This window comes from Alphaproteobacteria bacterium, assembly GCA_035625915.1.
Classification (GTDB): Bacteria; Pseudomonadota; Alphaproteobacteria; order JACZXZ01; family JACZXZ01; genus DATDHA01.
Map to the genome: position 1 here is coordinate 1 of DASPOR010000102.1, position 20010 is coordinate 20010.

The 20010-nt window shown below is 62.7% G+C and carries 18 protein-coding genes; 7 read left to right on the forward strand and 11 right to left on the reverse strand.

Annotation, left to right across the window (positions count from 1 at the left end; genetic code table 11):
* From rnr to VEJ16_08200, 7 genes are all read right to left on the reverse strand, one after another.
* On the reverse strand, window positions 1-2094 hold a 2094-nt coding region (rnr, locus tag VEJ16_08170; GenBank protein ID HYB09632.1), incomplete at its 3' end, for a ribonuclease R.
* 10 nt (window positions 2095-2104) lie between these two features.
* A complete protein-coding gene (gene topA / locus VEJ16_08175; GenBank protein ID HYB09633.1) occupies window positions 2105-4879 on the reverse strand; it encodes a type I DNA topoisomerase in 2775 nt (924 codons plus the stop codon).
* Window positions 4880-5123: 244 nt separating this feature from the next.
* Window positions 5124-6287 (reverse strand): DNA-processing protein DprA, encoded by a 1164-nt coding sequence (dprA, locus tag VEJ16_08180; protein ID HYB09634.1) that lies wholly within the window; start codon window positions 6285-6287, stop codon window positions 5124-5126.
* 91 nt (window positions 6288-6378) lie between these two features.
* Complete coding sequence (locus tag VEJ16_08185) at window positions 6379-6549, reverse strand: hypothetical protein (protein ID HYB09635.1); 171 nt, start codon at window positions 6547-6549, stop codon at window positions 6379-6381.
* Window positions 6550-6681: 132 nt separating this feature from the next.
* Complete coding sequence (gene plsY / locus VEJ16_08190) at window positions 6682-7296, reverse strand: glycerol-3-phosphate 1-O-acyltransferase PlsY (GenBank protein HYB09636.1); 615 nt, start codon at window positions 7294-7296, stop codon at window positions 6682-6684.
* Window positions 7297-7308: 12 nt separating this feature from the next.
* The gene (pyrC, locus tag VEJ16_08195) at window positions 7309-8625 is read right to left on the reverse strand and encodes a dihydroorotase (protein HYB09637.1); all 1317 of its coding nucleotides are present in this window, start codon (window positions 8623-8625) and stop codon (window positions 7309-7311) included.
* Window positions 8622-9611, reverse strand: coding sequence for an aspartate carbamoyltransferase catalytic subunit (locus tag VEJ16_08200; GenBank protein HYB09638.1), 990 nt, complete (start codon window positions 9609-9611; stop codon window positions 8622-8624). Before VEJ16_08200 ends, pyrC begins: the two co-directional genes overlap by 4 nt.
* 204 nt (window positions 9612-9815) lie before the next feature.
* On the opposite strand from VEJ16_08200, the gene VEJ16_08205 reads away from it, so the two are divergent.
* Window positions 9816-10112, forward strand: coding sequence for a type II toxin-antitoxin system HigB family toxin (locus VEJ16_08205; protein HYB09639.1), 297 nt, complete (start codon window positions 9816-9818; stop codon window positions 10110-10112).
* Window positions 10112-10630, forward strand: a complete 519-nt coding sequence (locus VEJ16_08210) for an XRE family transcriptional regulator (GenBank protein HYB09640.1) — start codon at window positions 10112-10114, stop codon at window positions 10628-10630. Before VEJ16_08205 ends, VEJ16_08210 begins: the two co-directional genes overlap by 1 nt.
* Window positions 10631-10766: 136 nt before the next feature.
* On the opposite strand, the gene VEJ16_08215 is transcribed toward VEJ16_08210, so the two are convergent.
* Both VEJ16_08215 and VEJ16_08220 read right to left on the reverse strand, forming a co-directional pair.
* On the reverse strand, window positions 10767-12356 hold the full coding sequence (locus VEJ16_08215; protein HYB09641.1) for a RimK family protein: 1590 nt from the start codon (window positions 12354-12356) through the stop codon (window positions 10767-10769).
* Entirely contained in the window at window positions 12353-13492 is a 1140-nt protein-coding gene (locus VEJ16_08220; protein HYB09642.1) for a GNAT family N-acetyltransferase/peptidase C39 family protein, read from the reverse strand. The genes VEJ16_08215 and VEJ16_08220 overlap by 4 nt, the downstream gene beginning before the upstream one ends.
* A 400-nt stretch (window positions 13493-13892) precedes the next feature.
* Between VEJ16_08220 and VEJ16_08225 the strand changes: the two genes are divergently transcribed.
* Window positions 13893-14324, forward strand: coding sequence for a helix-turn-helix transcriptional regulator (locus VEJ16_08225; GenBank protein ID HYB09643.1), 432 nt, complete (start codon window positions 13893-13895; stop codon window positions 14322-14324).
* Between the two features lie 48 nt (window positions 14325-14372).
* On the opposite strand, the gene VEJ16_08230 is transcribed toward VEJ16_08225, so the two are convergent.
* Together VEJ16_08230 and ruvX are read right to left on the reverse strand one after the other, a co-directional pair.
* Complete coding sequence (locus VEJ16_08230) at window positions 14373-15587, reverse strand: CaiB/BaiF CoA-transferase family protein (GenBank protein HYB09644.1); 1215 nt, start codon at window positions 15585-15587, stop codon at window positions 14373-14375.
* A 42-nt stretch (window positions 15588-15629) separates the two neighbouring features.
* Window positions 15630-16103 carry a Holliday junction resolvase RuvX gene (gene ruvX / locus VEJ16_08235; protein HYB09645.1) on the reverse strand — a complete coding sequence of 158 codons (474 nt, stop codon included), beginning with the start codon at window positions 16101-16103 and terminating at the stop codon, window positions 15630-15632.
* 172 nt (window positions 16104-16275) lie between these two features.
* Between ruvX and gatC the strand changes: the two genes are divergently transcribed.
* The 4 genes from gatC (at window position 16276) to VEJ16_08255 (ending at window position 19970) form a co-directional block, all read left to right on the forward strand.
* Window positions 16276-16563, forward strand: a complete 288-nt coding sequence (gene gatC, locus VEJ16_08240) for an Asp-tRNA(Asn)/Glu-tRNA(Gln) amidotransferase subunit GatC (protein HYB09646.1) — start codon at window positions 16276-16278, stop codon at window positions 16561-16563.
* Window positions 16563-18044 carry an Asp-tRNA(Asn)/Glu-tRNA(Gln) amidotransferase subunit GatA gene (gene gatA / locus VEJ16_08245; GenBank protein ID HYB09647.1) on the forward strand — a complete coding sequence of 494 codons (1482 nt, stop codon included), beginning with the start codon at window positions 16563-16565 and terminating at the stop codon, window positions 18042-18044. Before gatC ends, gatA begins: the two co-directional genes overlap by 1 nt.
* A gap of 3 nt (window positions 18045-18047) precedes the next feature.
* Window positions 18048-19502, forward strand: coding sequence for an Asp-tRNA(Asn)/Glu-tRNA(Gln) amidotransferase subunit GatB (gene gatB, locus VEJ16_08250; GenBank protein ID HYB09648.1), 1455 nt, complete (start codon window positions 18048-18050; stop codon window positions 19500-19502).
* A 165-nt stretch (window positions 19503-19667) separates the two neighbouring features.
* Window positions 19668-19970, forward strand: a complete 303-nt coding sequence (locus VEJ16_08255; GenBank protein HYB09649.1) for an antibiotic biosynthesis monooxygenase — start codon at window positions 19668-19670, stop codon at window positions 19968-19970.
* Window positions 19971-20010: the final 40 nt, after the last annotated feature.

Consider the following 20010-nt stretch of genomic DNA (forward strand, 5'->3'; position numbering starts at 1 on the left):
CACGATGTCGCCCAGGACATAAACCCTCTCGGTGGACCGGCCGACGAGCCGATGGCGCGCTTCGTCGTGGATATAGTAATCGTCGGGAAGCGTTCGGATCGGGACCAGCCCGTCAGCGCCCGTATCATCCAATGTGACGAAGAGGCCGAAGCGCGTGACGCCGGAGATGCGGCCCGAAAAACTTGCCCCGACCCTAGCCGATAGGAACGCCGCGATGAAGCGGTCCTGGGCGTCCCGTTCAGCCGCGTCCGATCGCCGCTCGGTCATCGAAATATGTTCACCGACAGTCTCGAATGTTGCCTCGGCGTCTGCTGGCAGACCGTCCGGGCCGAAGCGAAGGGCCGATACAAGTGCTCGATGGACGAGGAGATCGGCATAGCGGCGGATCGGCGACGTGAAATGCGCGTAGCGCCTCAAGGCAAGGCCGAAGTGTCCGATATTGTGGGGGCTATAGGTCGCCTGCGCCTGGCTTCGCAGCACCACTTGGCTCACCAGTTGGGCATGGGGCGTTCCGGCCGCCTTATCGAGAATTTGCGTGAAGTGTTTCGGGCGCAGCACTTGGCCTTTCGCGAGCTTGTAGCCGAGGCTTGCCAGGAACTCGCGCAGGCTATCGATCTTGTCGGGTGCAGGCGCATCGTGCACGCGGTACATGCAAGCCGCGCGCTTTTCCTCGAGGGTTTCAGCGGCCGAAACATTCGCGGCGATCATGAATTCCTCGATCAGCCGATGGCTGTCGAGCCGAGCCCGCGGCACGATTCTGTCGATATGGCCGTGCTCGCCGATGATGACCTGCCGCTCCGGAAGATCGAGATCGAGCGCCCCGCGCGCGACGCGGGCTTCGAGGAGCGCGCCATAGGCGCCATAGAGCGGTGTTATCGTGCCCGGGAGAAGGGGTGCGGTCAGCGGGTCGGGCCGTCCGTCCCGTGCCGCCTGCATCTGCTCGTAGGTAAGCCTGGCCGCCGAGCGTATCACGCCGCGCACGAAGCGGTGGCGAAGCTTGATACCGTGCGCGTCGATCCACATGTGGACGGCGATGCAGCCGCGCTCCTCTCCGGGCCTCAGCGAGCACCATCCGTTCGAGATCCCTTCGGGAAGCATCGGCACGACACGGTCGGGAAAATAGGTCGAGTTGCCGCGCTCGCTCGCGGCTTTGTCGAGGGGATCGCCAGGGCGGACGTAGTGGGCGACATCGGCGATTGCGACCAATAAATGCCACCCGCCGGGGTTCGACGGGTCGCTGTCCGGCTCGGCCCAAACGGCATCGTCGAAATCGCGTGCGTCAGCACCGTCGATCGTCACGAGTGTCGTGTCGCGGAGATCGGCGCGGCCTTCCGCGCGCACGGGTCCGGCGCGTTCAGCCTGCATCAATGCATCATGGGAAAAATCGACGGGGATGCCGCGCGCGAAGATCGAAATGAGGCTGATCGAGCGGGGGTTTCCCATATCGCCGAGGCGCTCGACGATGCGTGCTGGACGTGGGCCGAGCCTCACGCCGTGCAACACCTCGGCAAGGACGAGTTCGCCTTCCTTGGCCCCCGCGGAGTCCTCGAGGGCGACACGGTATTCCGCCTTGTATTTCTTATCGGTCGAGCGGATGCGGCCCCCGTCCGGCCCGAGCGCAAAAACGCCGAGCACCTTACCCGGCGCCTCGGAAATCCGGCGGATCGTGCGACCTTCGTACTTGCCCGCACCGATATGCTTGAGCCGAGCGAGTATGCGATCTCCAGGCCCGACCGCCGGCGTTCCGCGCCGATCGGGCGCCATGTAAATCCGCGGCGGTGGGCCGGCACCCTCCCAGGCGATCGGTTTAGCGAGGACCTCGCCGTCCTGGTCGGTTCCCGTCACCTCGACGACCGCGATCTCCGGCAAGCGGCCGGGCGGGCCGAAGCGGCGGCCGGTATTTCGTCCAAGGGCGCCCTCGCGCTCGAGCTCCTTCAACATGGCCTTGAGCTGGATTCGCTCCGAGCCGGTAATGCGGAAAGCGCGCGCAATCTCGCGCTTGCCGAGCGGGATAGGGCTCTCGCGAATATAGGCCAAGAGCGCCTCCCTCGTGGGGAGGGGAGCGGGCTTCTGTTTCGGTCGTTGATTGGCCAAGTGCTACTTTCTATTCGGCGTCCGTAATCGTCGCCGCATTTTTCCGTCGAGGCGCTGCCTTCGCGGCCTTTTCCTTCGCCGCTCCGGACTTGGCCGATTTTGCCCCTTTGACCGCCGCCCTGCTCGTCCGTGCGCGAGGTCCTTTATTGCCGACCCCGGCCGCCGCGCGCGCTGCAAGGAGCTGCACTGCTTGCTCCATGGTGAGCGTTTCCGGTGAGGCGTCTTTGGGAAGCGTCGCATTGACCGAGCCGTGCTTGATGTAAGCGCCGTATCGGCCTTTCATGATGCGCACGGGGGTTCCATCCCCGGGATGCGGTCCGAGATCGCGCAGGGCCGCGGGCCCGCGGCTTTTGGCTTGGCTCAGGAGATCGACCGCCCGGTTGAGGCCGATCGTCAATACGTCCTCGATCGATCCCACACTCTTGAATGTGTTTTCATGCTTGATGTACGGCCCGAAACGGCCGAGGCCCGCACTGATCGGCTTGCCCGTTTGGGGGTGAGTCCCGATTTCGCGCGGCAGCGAAAGAAGTTGAACGGCGAGCTCAAGCGTCATGTCCTCGGGCTTGGTACCGCGCGGCAGCGAAACCCGCTTCGGTTTTTCAGCGGGCGGCGACTTGGCTTTCTTGCGTGAGCGGCGCTTGCCCGGAGCCCCTTCGCCGTTTTCCGCTTCGGCCGTCGGCGACGCCTCAGCCTGCGCGCTATCGGCCGCACCATTCCCATTGCCGTTGCCGTTTAGCTCGCCGCCAAGCTGGACGTAATAGCCGTAGGGTCCCTTGCGCAGATAGACAGGTTTCTTCGATCCAGGATCGACGCCGAGCTCCTTCGGGCCTTCGAGAGCCGGCCCGCCGCCATTGCCGTTGCTCGCCACTTCGAGTGCCCGGGTGTAGCGGCACTCCGGATAGTTCGAGCAGCCGATGAAGGCGCCGAACTTGCCGAGCTTGAGGCCGAGCTTTCCGGCCCGGCAGACAGGACAGAGGCGTGGGTCGCTGCCGTCTTCCTGCGGGGGAAAGAAATGCGGGCTCAACTCCTCGTTCAATGTGTCGATGACCTGGGTGATCGAAAGATCCTTGGTGCCTGCGACGGCCTTGCTGAAATCGATCCAGAACTCGCGCAGGACCTGCTTCCAATCGATTCGCCCGTCCGAAATTTCGTCGAGCTTGTTTTCGAGGTCGGCGGTGAAGTTGTATTCGACGTAGCGCTGGAAAAAACTTTCCAGGAACGCGGTCACGATGCGCCCGCGATCTTCCGGCACGAAGCGCGCCTTCTCGAGGCGAACGTATTTTCGATCCTGAAGCACCTGAAGGATGCTGGCATAGGTCGAGGGCCGGCCAATGCCGAGTTCCTCGAGCCGCTTGACGAGGCTCGCTTCGGTGTAACGCGGCGGGGGTTGGGTAAAATGCTGCTCGGGCTTTATGTCGCCGCGCGCCACGGCTTCGCCTTCCTTCACTTGCGGCAGGCGACGCCCCTCTTCGTCGTCCTCGGCCGGATCGTCCCGGCCTTCCTGGTAGAGACGCAGATAGCCGTCGAACAGCACGATCGACCCGGTGGCGCGCAGGACGGCAGCCCCCGACTTGTCCGCGATGTCGATGATCACTTGGTCCAAAACCGCACTTTCCATCTGGCTTGCGACCGTGCGCAGCCAGATGAGCTCGTAAAGCCGGCGCTGATCCTCGTCGAGGTGCTTCGCCACGTCCTGGGGGCGGCGGAAAAGATCGGTCGGTCGGATCGCTTCGTGCGCCTCCTGGGCGTTCTTGGCTTTCGTCTTGTAACGGCGCGGCTGATCCGGGAGGTAGTTCTTGCCGTACTGCTGCTCGATCAACCGCCGCGTCGCGCCGACCGCCTCGTTGGCGAGTGAGACGCTGTCAGTGCGCATATATGTGATGAGGCCCTGGGTTTCGCCGCCGAGATCGACACCTTCGTAAAGGCGCTGGGCGATTCGCATGGTTCGCGAGGCGCCGAAGCCGAGTTTACGGGAGGCTTCCTGCTGCAGCGTCGAGGTGGTGAAAGGCGGGTAGGGGTGCCGCCGCTGCTGCTTGCGCTCGACTTTGGCGATCGAATAGTCCCCGCGCAAGATGGCCGCGACGGCGGCATCGGCCTTCGCCTTGTCGCCGAGGTCGAATTTGTCGAGCTTCCTGCCGTTGAGATGGGTGAGGCGAGCCGTCAGCCCTTGGCCCTGTACCGTGCGGAACTCGACGTCGATTGTCCAGTATTCCTGGGGCTTGAATTTCTCGATCTCCGCTTCGCGCTCGCAGACGAGGCGAAGGGCGACGGATTGCACGCGGCCGGCGGAACGGCTTCCGGGCAACTTGCGCCACAGTACCGGCGAAAGCGTGAATCCGACGAGGTAATCGAGGGCGCGGCGGGCAAGATAGGCCTCAACCAGTTCGCGATTGACGTCGCGCGGATGCGACATGGCGTCGAGCACGGCGTCCTTGGTGATCTCGTTGAAGACGACGCGTTTGACGTCGACGTCCTTGATTGCGTTGCGCTCCCTAAGGAGTTGCAGCACATGCCAGGAGATCGCTTCGCCTTCCCGGTCAGGGTCGGTCGCCAGGAAAAGGCGCGCCCCACCCTTGACCGCACTCGCAATGGCGCGGATGTGCTTTTCCGAACCGCCATCGACCTCCCACGACATAGCGAAGTCCTCGTCCGGCCGGACGGAGCCGTCCTTGGGCGGCAAATCGCGTACATGACCATAGGACGCCACCACCACGTAGCCCTTGCCGAGGTACTTGTTGATGGTCTTGGCCTTGGCTGGAGATTCGACGACGACGACGTCAGTCATTCAGCATATGCCCGCAGTGCAACAAAGGGGCGGGAGGCTAAATGGTTTTCCGTACGAGAGCAAGCGCACCCGGTTTCTAGTGTATCGGAAAATGATAAAATAAAACAAATACCAATATGTTATGTATATTACGTTAATGTGATTTATAAGGTCGAATCAAGTCTCTGGGGTGCTCATTCGAGTTCGAGTCCGGTTATCCATATCGCCACGGCACGCCCGAAAAGCAATGGCGAAAACCCAATGCCTACGCGCATATGCTCACACGATTTCCAGGATGCCGCTCAAGTCGCCCGGCGAGTTCCAACTCGAGGAGGACCATCGATAACGTGGCACTCGTCAGCTGTGTCTGCCGAAGAATTTCGTCGACCGCAACCGGCGTTGGCCCGAGTGCTTCGAGAACGCGGCGGCGTGCCATCGAGAGCTCCGTCTCGGGGCCAGCCGCTTGCGGGGCGGTAAATTTCGGTGGGTCGCCGGGCTCGGTGAGCGCGCGGCGGCCCATGGCGTCGAGCACCGCAATCACGTCGGATGCCGACTCGGTCAAATAAGCACCGTCACGAATAAGCGCATTGGTACCTTTGCAGCGCGGGTCGAGCGGCGAGCCGGGCACTGCGAACACCTCCCGGCCCTGTTCCGCCGCGAAGCGGGCCGTGATCAGTGAGCCGGACCGCTCTGCCGCCTCGACCACGACGACCCCCAGCGAAAATCCGGACACGATCCGGTTCCGGCGCGGAAAATGCCGTCCTTGGGGGACAGTCCCCGGCGGCATCTCCGAGACGACAATGCCTCGCCGGACAATTTCGCCATAGAGGGCGCGGTTCTCCTCGGGGTAGACGATGTCGACGCCGCCCGCCATGACGGCGATGGTCCCGGTCTCGAGCGATCCTTCGTGGGCACTCGTGTCGATCCCGCGTGCAAGCCCCGAGATGACGAAAATACCGGCTGCTCCGATTTCATGGGCGAGTTGACGCGCGAAGCGCCGTCCGCTGGCTGACGCGTTACGCGCACCGACGATTCCAATCGTGCGTTTGCCTGCGGGGTCGAGCGTGCCGCGCAGAATGAGAACGGGTGGGGCGTCTTCGACGGCGCGCATCGGTGCGGGGTAGCCGGGTTCGTCCCGGCAAATAATGCGCCCGCCCAAACCCTCGATGGCCGCTAGTTCTCGCTCGCCGTCAGCGCGGGAAGGAATGCGGAGCGACTGTCGGCGCCCGCCGCGGTGGGCGAGTTCGGGGAGAAATTCGAGGGCTGAGCGCGCCGAACCGTAATGCGCCAGGAGTTGGTAAAACGTGACGGGCCCGACATTCTCGGTTCGGATCAGGCGCAGCCAGTCGAGGCGCTCGTTAGGGGAAAACGGGGTCGAGCCGGGCATCGCGCGAAAATGGCGAAGCCTCACGGGATCGTCAACCTTCACGTGAAATCCAGGCTGACCCCTTTTTTCCTTGGTTGCCTGACGTTACCCTCCCCCGTACCATCGGGGGGCACGGGCCGCCTGCTGTTAGCTCCTACAAGAGGTTCGGGGAAAAGACCCTGCCGACCGCCTTCGCGGCGACGACGACAGCATGGCCAACGGCTTTGGCGGCACCCCATAACCCGCCGGCCGACACCGCCTCCAATTCCTCGATCGTCAGTTCGCGTACAAGCCCGTTCGCTTGGCGAGGTTTCATCTCGTTCATGTGTAACTCTCCCACTTTAACGCAAGCCCAAATATTAGGGGTTCATGCAAGTATATGTTGAGTACAAAAACGATAGTACAACTATTCGTTCAAGTCAATGCAGCGATCAGTGGGTGTAGAATTTACGTTTTTTCAGTGCTTTTTTCCGAGCCTCGGTTCCGTTCCCTTGAGAAGGCGCCGGATGTTTGCGTGGTGGCGAAGGATGACGAGGACCGCGATGAACGCTGCGAGCTGGGCCATCTGCGGACCTTCCGCGAGCCAGCCGTATAGCGGGGCGAGCGCAAAGCTCGTCAATGCCGCAAGGGAGGAATAGCGAAAAAGGACTGCCATCGCGAGCCACGTGGCGCATGCCGCGATGCCGGCGAAGGGTGCCGCCGCCAAGAGCACGCCGAGGCCCGTCGCGACGCCCTTCCCGCCTTTGAATCTGAGCCAGACGGGAAAGAGATGGCCGACGACAGCGCCACCGCCTGCCAAGACCGCCATATCGGGACCGAAGCGAGTCGCGATCGCCACGGCCGCAGCACCTTTGCCGCCGTCGAGGATCAGCGTAAGGGCGGCAAGCGCCCTGTTGCCGGTACGGAGGACATTGGTCGCCCCGATATTGCCCGAGCCGATCTTTCGGATATCGCCAAGCCCGGCCATGCGCGTAAGCACGAGACCGAAGGGGACCGAGCCCAGGAGGTAGCCCGCAAGTGCCGCGGCAAGGAAGGGCCATGTATAGGCGAAATTCCCAAGCGGGGAGGGCATCGGCGTATGTCCTCAGTGCTCCGCCGCGAAAACTGGCCTGCCGTCGACGACGGTGCGCAGAACGCGGCCTTTGACCTCCCGATCGGAAAAAGGCGAGTTCTTCGATTTGCTGCGGAACTTGTTTTCTTCGATCGTCCAAGGCGCCTCGGGATCGAACAGCACGAGATCCGCCGCTGCACCCTTCGCAAGACGGCCGGCCGCGAGGCCCAAGAGATCCGCGGGCTTGCAGGTAAGGGCGGCCATGATTTGAAGCAGGCTCGCCTTCTTCTGGTGATAGAGCGCCAGCGACAAGGCGAGCGAGGTTTCGAGTCCGATGATTCCGGCAGCCGCCTGGGCGAAGGGTTGACGTTTGCTATCCTGGTCGTGGGGCGCGTGATCGGATGCGATCGCATCGATTGTGCCGTCCGCAAGACCGGCGACAATCGCCGCACGATCGGATTCAACGCGTAACGGCGGGGAAACCTTGGCAAACGTGCGATAATCGCCCACCGCCGTTTCGTCGAGCGTGAAATAATGGGGTGCCGTATCGCAGGTGACCTTGAGCCCCGCGTGCTTGGCGCGGCGGATCGCGTCGACGGCGTCGGCAGTCGAGAGGTGTGCGGCATGATAGCGGCCCTGGGTGAGGGCGACGATACGCAGATCGCGTTCAAGCAAGATCGATTCCGCGGCGGCCGGGATGCCGGGCAAGCCCAAGTGCGTCGCGACGATGCCCTCGTTCATGGCGCCGCCCTCGGCAAGCACGGGTTCCTCCGCATGTTGGATGATGAGGGCGTTGAACGTGCGCGCGTAGCTCAGCGCACGGCGCATGACCAGCGCATTTGCAACCGCCTGGAGCCCGTCGGTGAAAGCGAGGGCGCCTGCTTCCTTGAGAAGGCCGATCTCGCTGAGCTGCGTCCCTTCGAGACCCTGGGTGAGGGCTGCATGGCAATAGACCTTGACGAGCTTCACTTCCCGTGCGCGGCGCGCGATGAACTCGACCCCGGCCACATCGTCGATCACGGGGTCGGTATTGGGAAGACAGACCATCGCGGTGACCCCGCCCGCGGCGGCTGCCTCGCTCGCGGTCGCGATCGTCTCCTTGTGCTCCTCGCCGGGCTCTCGAAGCTGCACGCGCATATCGACGAGGCCGGGTGCGAGGCAAGCGCCCCTGCAATCGATGCGCTCCACGCCTTCGGGCACGCCATCTGCGAAGAGACGCGGGCCGAAATCGGCGATCGTCTCGCCCTCGGTCAAGAGTGCCCCGCGCCCATCCAGTTCCATCGCCGGATCGAGCAAGCGCGCGTTCACATAGGCGATTCGGCCGGGGCGCTTGTCGAGCGGTATGCTCATGCGCCCGAACCGTTGCCGCCGCCCACGTTCGAGCGCATGTCGTGCCGCATCAGCAAGTCGAGGCACGCCATGCGGACCGCGACCCCCATCTCGACCTGCTCATGGATGGCGCTGCGGCCGATATCGTCGGCGACCTCGCTGTCGATCTCGACACCCCGGTTCATCGGGCCGGGATGCATGATCATCGCGTCCTCCTTGGCGACTTCGAGCTTGGCATAATCGAGGCCGAAAAAGTGGAAATACTCCCGGATCGACGGCACGAAGGAACCGTGCATGCGCTCGGTCTGAAGGCGAAGCATCATGATCACGTCGACATCCTTGAGCCCGCGCTTCATGTCATAGAAGACCTCGACCCCCAATTCTTCGACCTTAGAGGGAAGCAGCGTGGGCGGGGCCACGGCGCGCACCTTGGCCGCCATTATGTTGAGGAGGTGGATGTTCGAGCGCGCGACGCGGCTATGAAGGATGTCGCCGCAGATGGCGACGTTCAGTCCTCGGATGCGCCCCTTCCGCCGGCGGATCGTCAGGGCATCGAGCAGGGCCTGAGTCGGGTGCTCGTGGCTGCCGTCGCCGCCGTTGATGACGGCGCAGTTCACCTTCTCGGACAGGAGCTTGACGGCACCGGAATCGAAATGGCGGACGACGAGAACGTCCGGGTGCATGGCGTTGAGCGTCATCGCCGTGTCGATGAGCGTCTCGCCCTTCTTCACGCTGCTCGATCCGACCGACATGTTGATCACGTCGCCGCCTAGGCGCTTGCCCGCAAGCTCGAACGAGGTGCGGGTGCGGGTCGAGTTCTCGAAAAACAGGTTGATCACCGTGCGGCCGCGCAAGCCGGTGCTCTTCTTGTCGGCTTTTCGGTTCTGATCGACGTAGGAGTCGGCGAGATCGAGGAGAAGCGTGATTTCCGCCGCCGATAGGCCCTCGATTCCCAGGAGATGCCGGTGCGGGAAGCGAAGCGAGGGGTCGGGGGCGCTCAAGGTCATTAAAGCGGCACTATATGTCGCGCCGCACCTCTCTCGCAAGGCATAGGTCGCGCGCGTGATCGCGGTCGAGGCTGGTTCGCATCTTCGGTCGGCGAATTAACGCATGTCAGCCCATCGCGGTCCCGGGCTTGGTCGGCCCTGATGTTCCACTTTTGGGAATTTTCGTGCTTGTTCCCAAACGTGGAACTTGCTATATTTTTGATGGTGCAGATTATCGCTCGCCGCACGCTCAGGCTCTTTTGGCAAAAGCATCCGCAAGCAAAAGTGCCCCTGGTTGCTTGGTTCGCGGCGGTCGAGAAGGCCGTCTGGGCGACACCGGCGGACGCCAAGGCCCAGTTTGGTGCGGCTGTCGATTTCGTTGCTGACAATCGGCTCATATTCGACATAGGCGGCAACAAATACCGACTTGTCGTCCATGTTGCGTATAGGTTCAGGCGCGTGCTCATCAAATTTGTGGGTACCCACGCGGATTATGACAAGATCGACGCGGAGACCGTGTGATGATGACCGAAATTCGTCCGCTTAGGACCGAGGCCGACTATGATGCAGCGCTCAAGGAGATTGAGCAGTATTTCGACCAAGAGCCGGAGCCCGGCACGCCCGCAGGCGATCGATTCGACCTGCTCGCGCTTGTGATCGAGGATTACGAGCGCAAGCACTGGCCGATTGAAGCATCCGATCCGATCGAGGCGTTAAAGCTCGGCATGGAGATGGGCGGATACAAGCAGTCCGATTTTGCAGCGCTGATAGGTTCGAAGTCGCGTGCCTCTGAAATCCTCAATCGCAAGCGTCACCTGACGCTCGAGGCGATTTGGAAGCTCACCAAAAAGTGGCACATTCCCGCCGAAAGCCTGATCAAGCCCTACCCAATTTATCCCGGCAAAAAGGCCGCTCGGATAGCCATCCGCCATGTTGCCTCGGCAAAGGCGGCGGCCGCCGCCCGTAGGGCAGCTCGTAAGGCAGCCGCTGCCGCTCGTAAGGCGTCTCGTAAGCCTTCAACGAAACGCGCCCGCGCGTAGGATCGCATTACACTCAACCGCGTCGAGCCCTCTCTCACTCACGCGCGTCATGAAGTCCGGTGAAAGGCGCGATCCTCTGCTGATTGCGTTGGTCGACCGCATGATCGCGGGAGGGCATCCCGCGCAAATCTGACCTTCAGCGGCCCGAGGAATCCGACACCTTGCGGGTGATTTCGAAGGGAAGGCGAGGCTCGCCGAGGCCGGGGACGTGGGCGTCGCCGTTTCCCGCACCGTTGGCCGCACCGTTGCCCGGCCGCGACGGCTCCATCTGGGCGTCGAGGCGACGGAGAAACTCGCCAAGAATAATGCGGTAAAGCTCGTCCTTGAGGACCGAATCCTCGACCCCCATGTCGATTGACGGATTGTCGTTGATTTCGATAACGACCGGGCCGCGCTCGGTCTCCTTGAGGTCGACGCCGTATAATCCATCGCCGATCAGCCGGGTCGCCTTGATCGCGGTCTCGACCACGGCGGGGGGCGCTTCCTCGATCGCCAGCGTCTTGCACCCACCTTCGGAAAAGCGCCCGCTCGCGGTGTACTTCACGATTTGCCAGTGATTGCGAGACATGAAGTACTGGCAGGCATAGATCGGCCGGCCGTTGAGCACACCGATGCGCCAGTCGAATTTCGTCGGGATGAACTCCTGGGCGATGATCAGCTCGGACTTGCGGAAGAGCTCGGTCGAGACGTCCTTGAGCTCCTGCTTGTTCTCGACCTTGACCACACCGCGCGAGAACGATCCGTCGGGGATCTTGAGCACCAGCGGATAGCCGAACTCGACCTCGATTTCGGCCATGCGAACGCGGTCGACCACGAGGGTGCGCGGAGTCGGTACCCGGTTCGAGCGCATGAGTTCGGCGAGGTAGACCTTGTTCGTGCAACGCAGAATCGAGGTCGGATCGTCGATCACGACCATGTCTTCGTATTCCGCCTTCTTGGCGAAGCGGTAGGTATGGTGATCGAGGGACGTCGTCTCGCGGATGAAGAGGGCATCGTATTCCGCAAGCCGGTGATAGTCCTTCTTCTCGATAAGCTCGACCTCGAGACCCATCGGCTCGCCGATCTTGACGAACTTCTGAAGCGTGCGCGTGGAGGAGGGAGGAAGCTGCTCCTGGGGATTTTGGAGGATCGCCATGTAGTAGCGCGCTGGGGACTTGCTCTTTGGCCGCCGCCAGGCGGTTCGCGTGTAGGCGTCCAGGGACTTCTGGAAGAGGGGCTCCTGCTCGGCCTTGAGCTCATTGATGGGCACGGGGCGGATCGAAGCGACGCGCCATTTGGGTGCGACTTCGATCCCGACTTTGAGGAGCGGGCAGCGGAAGAGATCGAAAATCTGATGGGCCAGCTCTTGATAGCGGTCATCCTCCGTGAAGCCGAAGAAGACGAAAAGCGAGAAGGGTCCGCTCGGTGCAGCGCCCGGCTTCTTGGCCATCTTTTCGAGAAGCTCGTCGAGCTCGTCGAGGGCGAGGCCGTAGATCGACTTCTTGGAAAGATCGAGAATCGTCGAGACCGCGGGAATGACCCGCTCACCTCGCGCCTCGGCCAGCAGCGAGCAATAGTAGCCGAAGCTCATATATTCATAGTCGCGACAGAGATTGATGATGCGCGGATAGCGCGACATGAAGGCATCCGGGCGCGACAGGTATTCACGCGCGGTCACCACCGGGTGCCCAGCATCGTCCCATTTGAAATCAGCCCGCCGGTCGACGACGACGATGTGTGCCGTCATACGCCGGCCTTACGCTCGCGTATCACCAGAGCCGCCTTTTGCCGCGCCCGGCCATAACGGGCCGTTCGCTCGAAGTCCTTTATCGCGATCGGCATATTGCTGCAGTTGGTCGTGGTCCGGCGACCTTTCCAGTCCACCGCGGGATCATGCACGTAAATAAATCTTTCGTCGAATCCTGTCATCACCACCCAGTGGGGCTGCCGGTCCCGGTCGATCCGATAGGCGCTGACCAGGATGATCGGAACGCCGCCGGCCCGGCATTCGCGGATCAGACTGGCTGCCGTGATCCGTCCGACCGTGAGTCGTATCCTGTGTTTGCGCATCTCGTCGAGAAAATCTTGCTGGACGAGGCGAACGATTTCCTTATGCGCGGGATTGCGCACGCCGTCCTCGAAGAGCGTGCGGCGGTCGCTCACCTGTACCTCGGCCTCGAAACCGCGCGCATGGGCGGAGAGCGCCATGCCGAATGGGCTCGCTCCGCCGTGACCGGAAGTCATGAAGACAGTCGTCGATTCCCGCCAGAGACGAAGCTCGAGCGCACGGTTCGGCTCGATGCGGGCATTCAGGGTGGCCATCGCCATCATCAGCGCCGCCGGACCGCACGTGAAGCCGAGGCTTTGAGGGTAATAGGGTACCGCCCCAGGAGGCCGGCTCCCCTCCGCAACAAGCCGTTTCTCCATCCTGAGGGCTGCCATGCGGTCTTCGTAAAAGCGGGCGATGGTCCCGATTTCCCGATAGCCGAACTTGCGATAGAGGGCCTGGGCCGGTGCGTTGTCCTTGCGCACCTCGAGGCGCAGGAAACGGCAGCCGCGCCCTACCGCAACACACTCGGTCTCTGCCAAGAGCGCCTTGGCGATGCCGCGGCCCCGATGGGCGCGGTCGACCGCGAAGGAATAAAGGCGGGCTACCGCACTCTTCTTCTTGAAAAGGAGGAGCGCATATCCGCGAACGCGGCCACGCACCTCGTCGACGATCGTAATGGCATTTCCCCGCGTCATGAGCTGGCGGAAGCTGCGCGCGCTCACCAGATCGCTCGAGAAGGTGCGGTTCTCGAGGGCCACCAGGGCCGGAATGTCCTCAACCGTGGCAGGGCGAATTGTCGGGTTGGAGGCCGCCCGCTTGCGCAGTTCCGTCATTGCCCCACGTTGCCTAGCAACTCGCCCCTTACGTCCGACCAAGTCGGTCCATCGCGTCGGCGGTCGGTCCGACAAGCATCGACCGTGCGAAGCCAACACCCATCCGACGCCGCTAACTCCTATAAGGTTCGTCGCGGCCATTCGGCAAGGAGAAATCCGTATGCCGCCCGAGCAGCGCCGGCTCAAGCTGAATGCCGCAGCCATCCAACGGATATGCGTTTATAACCACAGATAGTAATGTTCTCATAATATGCAAGTGATTTCGCAGCACAAGAAAAGCCGGATGGGTTATGGTCCTGCACTCGCGGCCTGCCCTCGGCCGGCGGGCGGGTTCGGTTCAACAGGAACCTCGACCGCAATGACGGGGCCATGCACAAGGCCCAATCGGGAAAGAAGACCAATGCCGGAGCGACGCAGCACGAAACCCCGCAAGACGCACGCAGCCAAGCGAATTGACGCTCATATCGGAGCGCGGCTTCGCCGTAGACGGCTGCAGTGCCGCATTCCGAGCGCATTCCTCGCAAGATATCTCGGCGTTGGGCGGGACGAGCTTGCGGCTTACGAAAGCGGGGCAAGGGAATTGCTGTCGAGCCAGATCTTCGCGCTTTCCGGATTATTCAGCGTTTCGCCCGACTATTTCTATGCCGGCCTCCACGATGCCAGTACCTCAGTCAGTCCTCGCAAAGCGATGGCTGGTTCGGACGGCGTGAGCGATGCCAAGGCGCGCAACAGCTCGAACCGGTTGCTCGAACTCACGACGGAGATCGTCGAGGAGGTGGCCGGGACAACCTCTCGACGGCCGCGGCGAAAGTCGGGCGACCACACGCACTGATGGGTAGGCTTTTGCCGACGCACGGTATGCCGGCGCGCGGGATTTCGATTAGACGATCGCCTTGGCCCTCAACTCGGCGATTTCTTCGGCCGTGAGGTCCAGCACGTCGCGCAGCACCTCCTCCGTGTGCTGGCCGAGATAGGGTGGGGCAAAACGATATTCGGGAGCTGTGGCGGACATCTTGATCGGATTCGCGATCAGCGTCAGGGGCGTTCCAGCAAACTCGTGCGCCATCTCGATCGTCATCCCGCGAGCGCGCACTTGCGGGTCCTCAAACACCTTGTCGAGCGTATTGACGGGGCTGCAGGGTACCTTGAGGAGGGCGAGCCCGTCGATCCAGTGGGCGGAGGGTTTCGTTTTCATGATCTCGCGCACGAGCGGGATGAGGGTATCGCGATTGGCGGCCCGGTCCTCGTTCGTTGCGTAGCGTGGATCGGCGGCGAGTTCCGGCTGGCCGGCGAATTCGCAGAACTTTTGGAACTGACCGTCGTTGCCGCAGGCGAGAATGGCGTAGCCATCCGCGGTCGGAAAGACCTGATAGGGTACGACGTTCGAATGCGCCGTGCCGCGCCGACCCGGGATCTTTCCGGTCATGAGATAATTCTCGCCTTCATTCACGAGCCAAGCGACCTGGGTGTCGAGAAGGGCGATATCGATGAATTGTCCTTCGCCGGTCAGATCGCGATGGCGAAGGGCGCCGAGAATCGCGACTGCGGCGTACATGCCCGCCATGAGATCGGCGACACCAACGCCCACCTTCACGGGATCGCGGTCCGCCTCACCGGTAATGCTCATGATCCCACCCATTGCCTGGGCCAGGAGATCGTAGCCTGCGCGCGGAGCATAAGGTCCCGTTTGCCCGAAGCCGGTGATCGAGCAATAGACGAGGCCGGGCTTGATCTTCCTCAAGTCCTCGAAGCCGAGGCCGTAACGGGCGAGGGTGCCGACCTTGTAATTCTCCGTAAGCGCGTCCGAGCGTGCGACGAGCTTTTCGACGAGTGCCCGGCCCTCGGGCCGTGCGAAGTCAATCGTGACCGAGCGCTTGTTGCGGTTGGCGGCGAGAAAATAGCCGCTTTCGCTGGTATCGCGGCCTTCGACATCCTTCAGATAAGGTGGCCCCCATTTCCGCGTGTCGTCGCCCTCGCGCGGACGCTCGATCTTGATCACGTCGGCGCCGAGATCGCCGAGCAACTGGGTCATGGAGGGGCCGGCGAGGATGCGCGTCATGTCGCAAATCCGCAGGCCGTGGAGCGGTCCGGGCATGGGTGCGGTCTATATCGCAAGGCAATGAAAGCGGCAACAGACTCAACCCCGTGCCGCGTCGAGGGCACCTTGGAGGATATAGGCGGCCGCCATCTTGTCGACCGTCTCGCGGCGGCGTTTGCGAGACATGTCAGCATCGAGCAGCGTTCGCGTGACGGCGGCGGTCGATAGACGCTCGTCCCAGAAAACGAAGGGCAGATCGATCTTCTCGTGGAGGTTCGCCGCGAACTGGCGGACCGACTGGCACCGCGGCCCCTCGCTGCCGTCCATATTGATAGGTAAACCAATCACGAATCCGCCCACCCCTTGCTCAGCCACGACCGCGCGAAGGCGCTCGATGTCCTTTGCGAACTTGGCGCGAAAAAGGGTCGCCATAGGCGAGGCGATGGCCAGCGTGGTGTCGGAGAGTGCGAGGCCGATCGTCTTTTCGCCGACATCGAGGCCGAGGAGCCGCTTGCCGCGCAAGAGCTTCGCCTTGAGTTCACCCATGGAAAGTGTGGGGGCAGGACCAGACATCGGGACGTGAATAGACCTCGCCTGTTCGGGGGGCAAGCGCCGCAGAAGCAGATAGCGGCATGGCCGCACCAAGGGGTTTTGTTGCGACACTGTCCTGCCGGTGATAGTTTCCGGCCCGGATTGCGGCCGGTGGCAGCCGGCGCCAACTTAACGAGCGATTCGGGAAATACCCATGTCCGTTGACGAAAAGACGGTTCGTAAGATCGCGCGTCTTGCGCGGATCAAGCTCAAGGACGACGACGTGGCGCCACTCGCCCAGGAGCTGAGCACGATCCTCCATTGGATCGAGCAGCTTAACGCGGTCGACACGTCATCGGTCGCCCCGCTCGCCAGCATTGTCGACGCCAAGTTGCCGTGGCGAAAGGACACGGTGACCGACGGCGGCTATTCCGAGAAAGTGCTGGTCAATGCGCCCGAGCCCGCGCACGGATTCTTCGCGGTCCCGAAGGTGGTCGAATAATGACCGAGCTCACCGACCTGACCATTGCAAGTGCGCGCGACGGCCTCAGAAGTCGGCGCCTTTCGGCACGGGAGTTGACCGAGGCCCATGTCAAAGCGGTCGAGGCCGCTCGTCCGCTCAATGCCTTCATCACCGAAACACCCGAGCGGGCGCTCGCCATGGCCACACAGTCCGACGTGCGGCTCAAGCGAGGCGAGGGCGGGCTGATGGAGGGTGTGCCGGTCGCGATCAAGGACCTTTTTTGCACCGAGGGTGTTCTCACCACCGCGGCGTCGCACATCCTCCACGGCTTCAAGCCTCCCTATGAATCGACGGTGACCGCGAATTTGTGGCGTGCCGGTGCGGTCATGCTCGGCAAGACGAACCTCGACGAGTTCGCCATGGGTTCGTCGAACATGACGAGCTATTACCGCCCGGTCGAAAACCCGTGGCGGCGTCGCGGCGACAATCGTTCGCTCGTTCCTGGCGGAAGCTCGGGCGGCTCAGCGGCCGCCGTTGCCGCGCGTGCCGCCCTTGGGGCCACCGGGACGGATACGGGTGGGTCAATTCGCCAGCCGGCCGCATTCACCGGCATCGTCGGAATGAAGCCGACCTACGGGCGCTGCTCGCGCTGGGGTATCGTCGCGTTTGCGTCCTCGCTCGACCAGGCCGGGCCAATGACGCGCACGGTGCGCGACGCGGCGATCATGCTGCGCGCCATGGCCGGACACGATCCCAAGGATTCGACCTCCGTCGACGTGGCCGTGCCGGATTTCGAGGCGGCCGTTGGAAAGTCCGCGAAGGGCCTAAAGGTTGGCATCCCGAAGGAGTACCGGGTCGACGGAATGCCCGGCGAAATCGACCGGCTTTGGCAGCAGGGTATCGAGTGGCTGCGCGACGCAGGCGCTGAGCCGGTCGACGTCAGCCTGCCTCATACGAAATATGCGCTCCCGACCTATTACATCATTGCGCCGGCCGAAGCCTCGTCCAACCTCGCGCGCTATGACGGCGTGCGTTACGGCTTGAGGGTGCCGGGCGAGGACCTCATCGATATGTACGAGAACACGCGCGCCGAGGGTTTTGGGCGCGAAGTCCGCCGGCGCGTGATGATCGGAACCTATGTGCTCTCCGCCGGCTATTACGACGCGTATTATATCAAGGCCCAGCGCGTACGCGCCCTGATCCTGCGCGACTTCACGGAAGCCTTCACGAAAGTGGATGTGATCCTGGCGCCGAGCACGCCAAGTGCCGCCTTCGCGGTGGGCGAGAAAATGGACGATCCGATCGCGATGTATCTGAACGACGTTTTCACGGTGCCGGCAAATCTCGCGGGTCTTCCGGGTGTGTCGGTGCCTGCTGGACTTTCGGCCGACGGCCTGCCCCTCGGGCTCCAGATCGTCGGCCGAGCCTTCGACGAGGAGACGGTCCTGCGGGCCGCAGCGGTGGTCGAGAAGGCTGCGAATTTCACGGCCACGCCCGGCTTCATCGCGGGGAGGGCATAAGCGATGGCCGCACACATCGAGGGCAAGACGGGGGCGTGGGAGATTGTCATCGGCCTCGAGGTCCACGCTCAAGTCATCTCGGAGGCAAAGCTTTTTTCGGGAGCTGCAACCGCATTCGGTGCCGAGCCCAATACGCAGGTCTCTTTCATCGACGCCGCAATGCCGGGCATGCTGCCCGTGATCAACGCGACATGCGTCGAGCAGGCGGTGCGCACCGGCCTCGGCCTCAACGCCAAGATCAATCGCTTATCGATCTTCGACCGGAAGAACTATTTCTACGCGGACCTGCCGGCGGGGTATCAGATTTCCCAGTACAAGCAGCCCGTGGTGGGCGAGGGGACGATCGTCATCGACCTGCCAGACGGCTCGAGCCGCGAGGTCGGCATCGAGCGACTTCACCTCGAACAGGACGCGGGCAAGAGCCTCCACGACCAGGACCCGCGACGCACCTTTGTCGATCTCAACCGTGCGGGTGTAGCCCTCATGGAAATCGTCTCCAAGCCGGACATGCGCTCTGCCGAGGAGGCTGGGGCCTATTTGCGTAAGCTGCGCTCGATCCTGCGCTATCTCGGCACGTGCGACGGCAACATGGAAGAGGGCTCGATGCGCGCTGATGTCAACGTGTCGGTGCGCAAGCCGGGAGCACCCCTCGGTACGCGCTGCGAAATCAAGAACGTGAACTCGATCCGTTTCGTGCAGGCTGCAATCGAGTTCGAGGCGCGCCGCCAGGTCGAACTGATCGAAGACGGCAGCACTGTCGTCCAGCAGACGCGGCTGTTCGATTCCAAACGCGGCGAGACGCGCGAAATGCGCTCGAAGGAGGAGGCGCACGATTACCGTTACTTCCCCGATCCCGATCTTCTGCCGCTCGAGCTCGAGCCCGATTGGATCGAGGGGATCCGCAAAACGTTGCCCGAGCTGCCCGACGCCAAGAAATCGCGCTTCATCCAGGATTTCGGCATAACGCCCTACGACGCAAGCGTGCTGGTGGCCGAGCGCGCGAGTGCCGATTATTTCGAAGCGGTGGCGAAGGGTCGCGACGGCAAGCTTGCCGCCAACTGGGTGATCTCGGAACTTTTCGGCCGGCTCAACAAGGCGGGCAAGGATGTGCTCGCGTCGCCGGTTTCCGCGGGCTCGCTTGGCGAGCTCCTCGATCTCCTGGCGGACAGCACGATTTCCGGTCGCATCGCCAAGGACGTGTTCGATGAAATGTTCGCAAGCGGAAAATCGGCGCGCGAAATCGTCGAGGCGAAGGGCCTCAAGCAAATCACGGACACCGGGGCGATCGAAAACGCCATCGCGAAGGTGATCGCCGACAATCGCGGCCAGGTCGAGCAGTACAAGAGCGGCAAGCAGGGAGTCGTCGGCTGGCTCGTCGGCCAGGTCATGAAAGCGACCGGCGGCAAGGCCAATCCGAAGATGGTGAACGAGCTTTTGAGGAAAACGCTCGACCGCTGATCGCGGAAAGCCTCGCCTTATCACGAAGGAGCAGAACGGCTGGCGGCCGGCGTTGACTTACGCGCGTGCCCTGGCCGAGAAATACCCACGAATTTGACAGCCCGATGCGGAGCACTCTGTTAACCTCACATTGAAGGCAACGACGGCGGGAGCCGAGGAGGGACAATGATCGGTCGAGTGTGGCACGGCTGGACCGAGCTGGAGGACGGGGACGCATTCGAAAAATTCTTGAAGGCAACGCTGCCGAGTTTTCATCGGCACGCGGGCTACCGGCATGCTTACTTGATGCGCATGCCGAAGGAGAGCGAGACCGAATTTCTCGTCGTAACCTATTGGGATTCGATGGAGGCCGTGCGCGGTTTCGCAGGCGCTGACGGCAAGGGTTCGGTCATTCTGCCGGAAGCGCGCAAGCTCCTGAAGCGGTGGGATGAAAAGCCGCTCCATTACGACGCGGTGCGGGTGGACTGACGCCCGCCTTAGGCGCGGCGAGAAGATCGAAGGGCGAGGT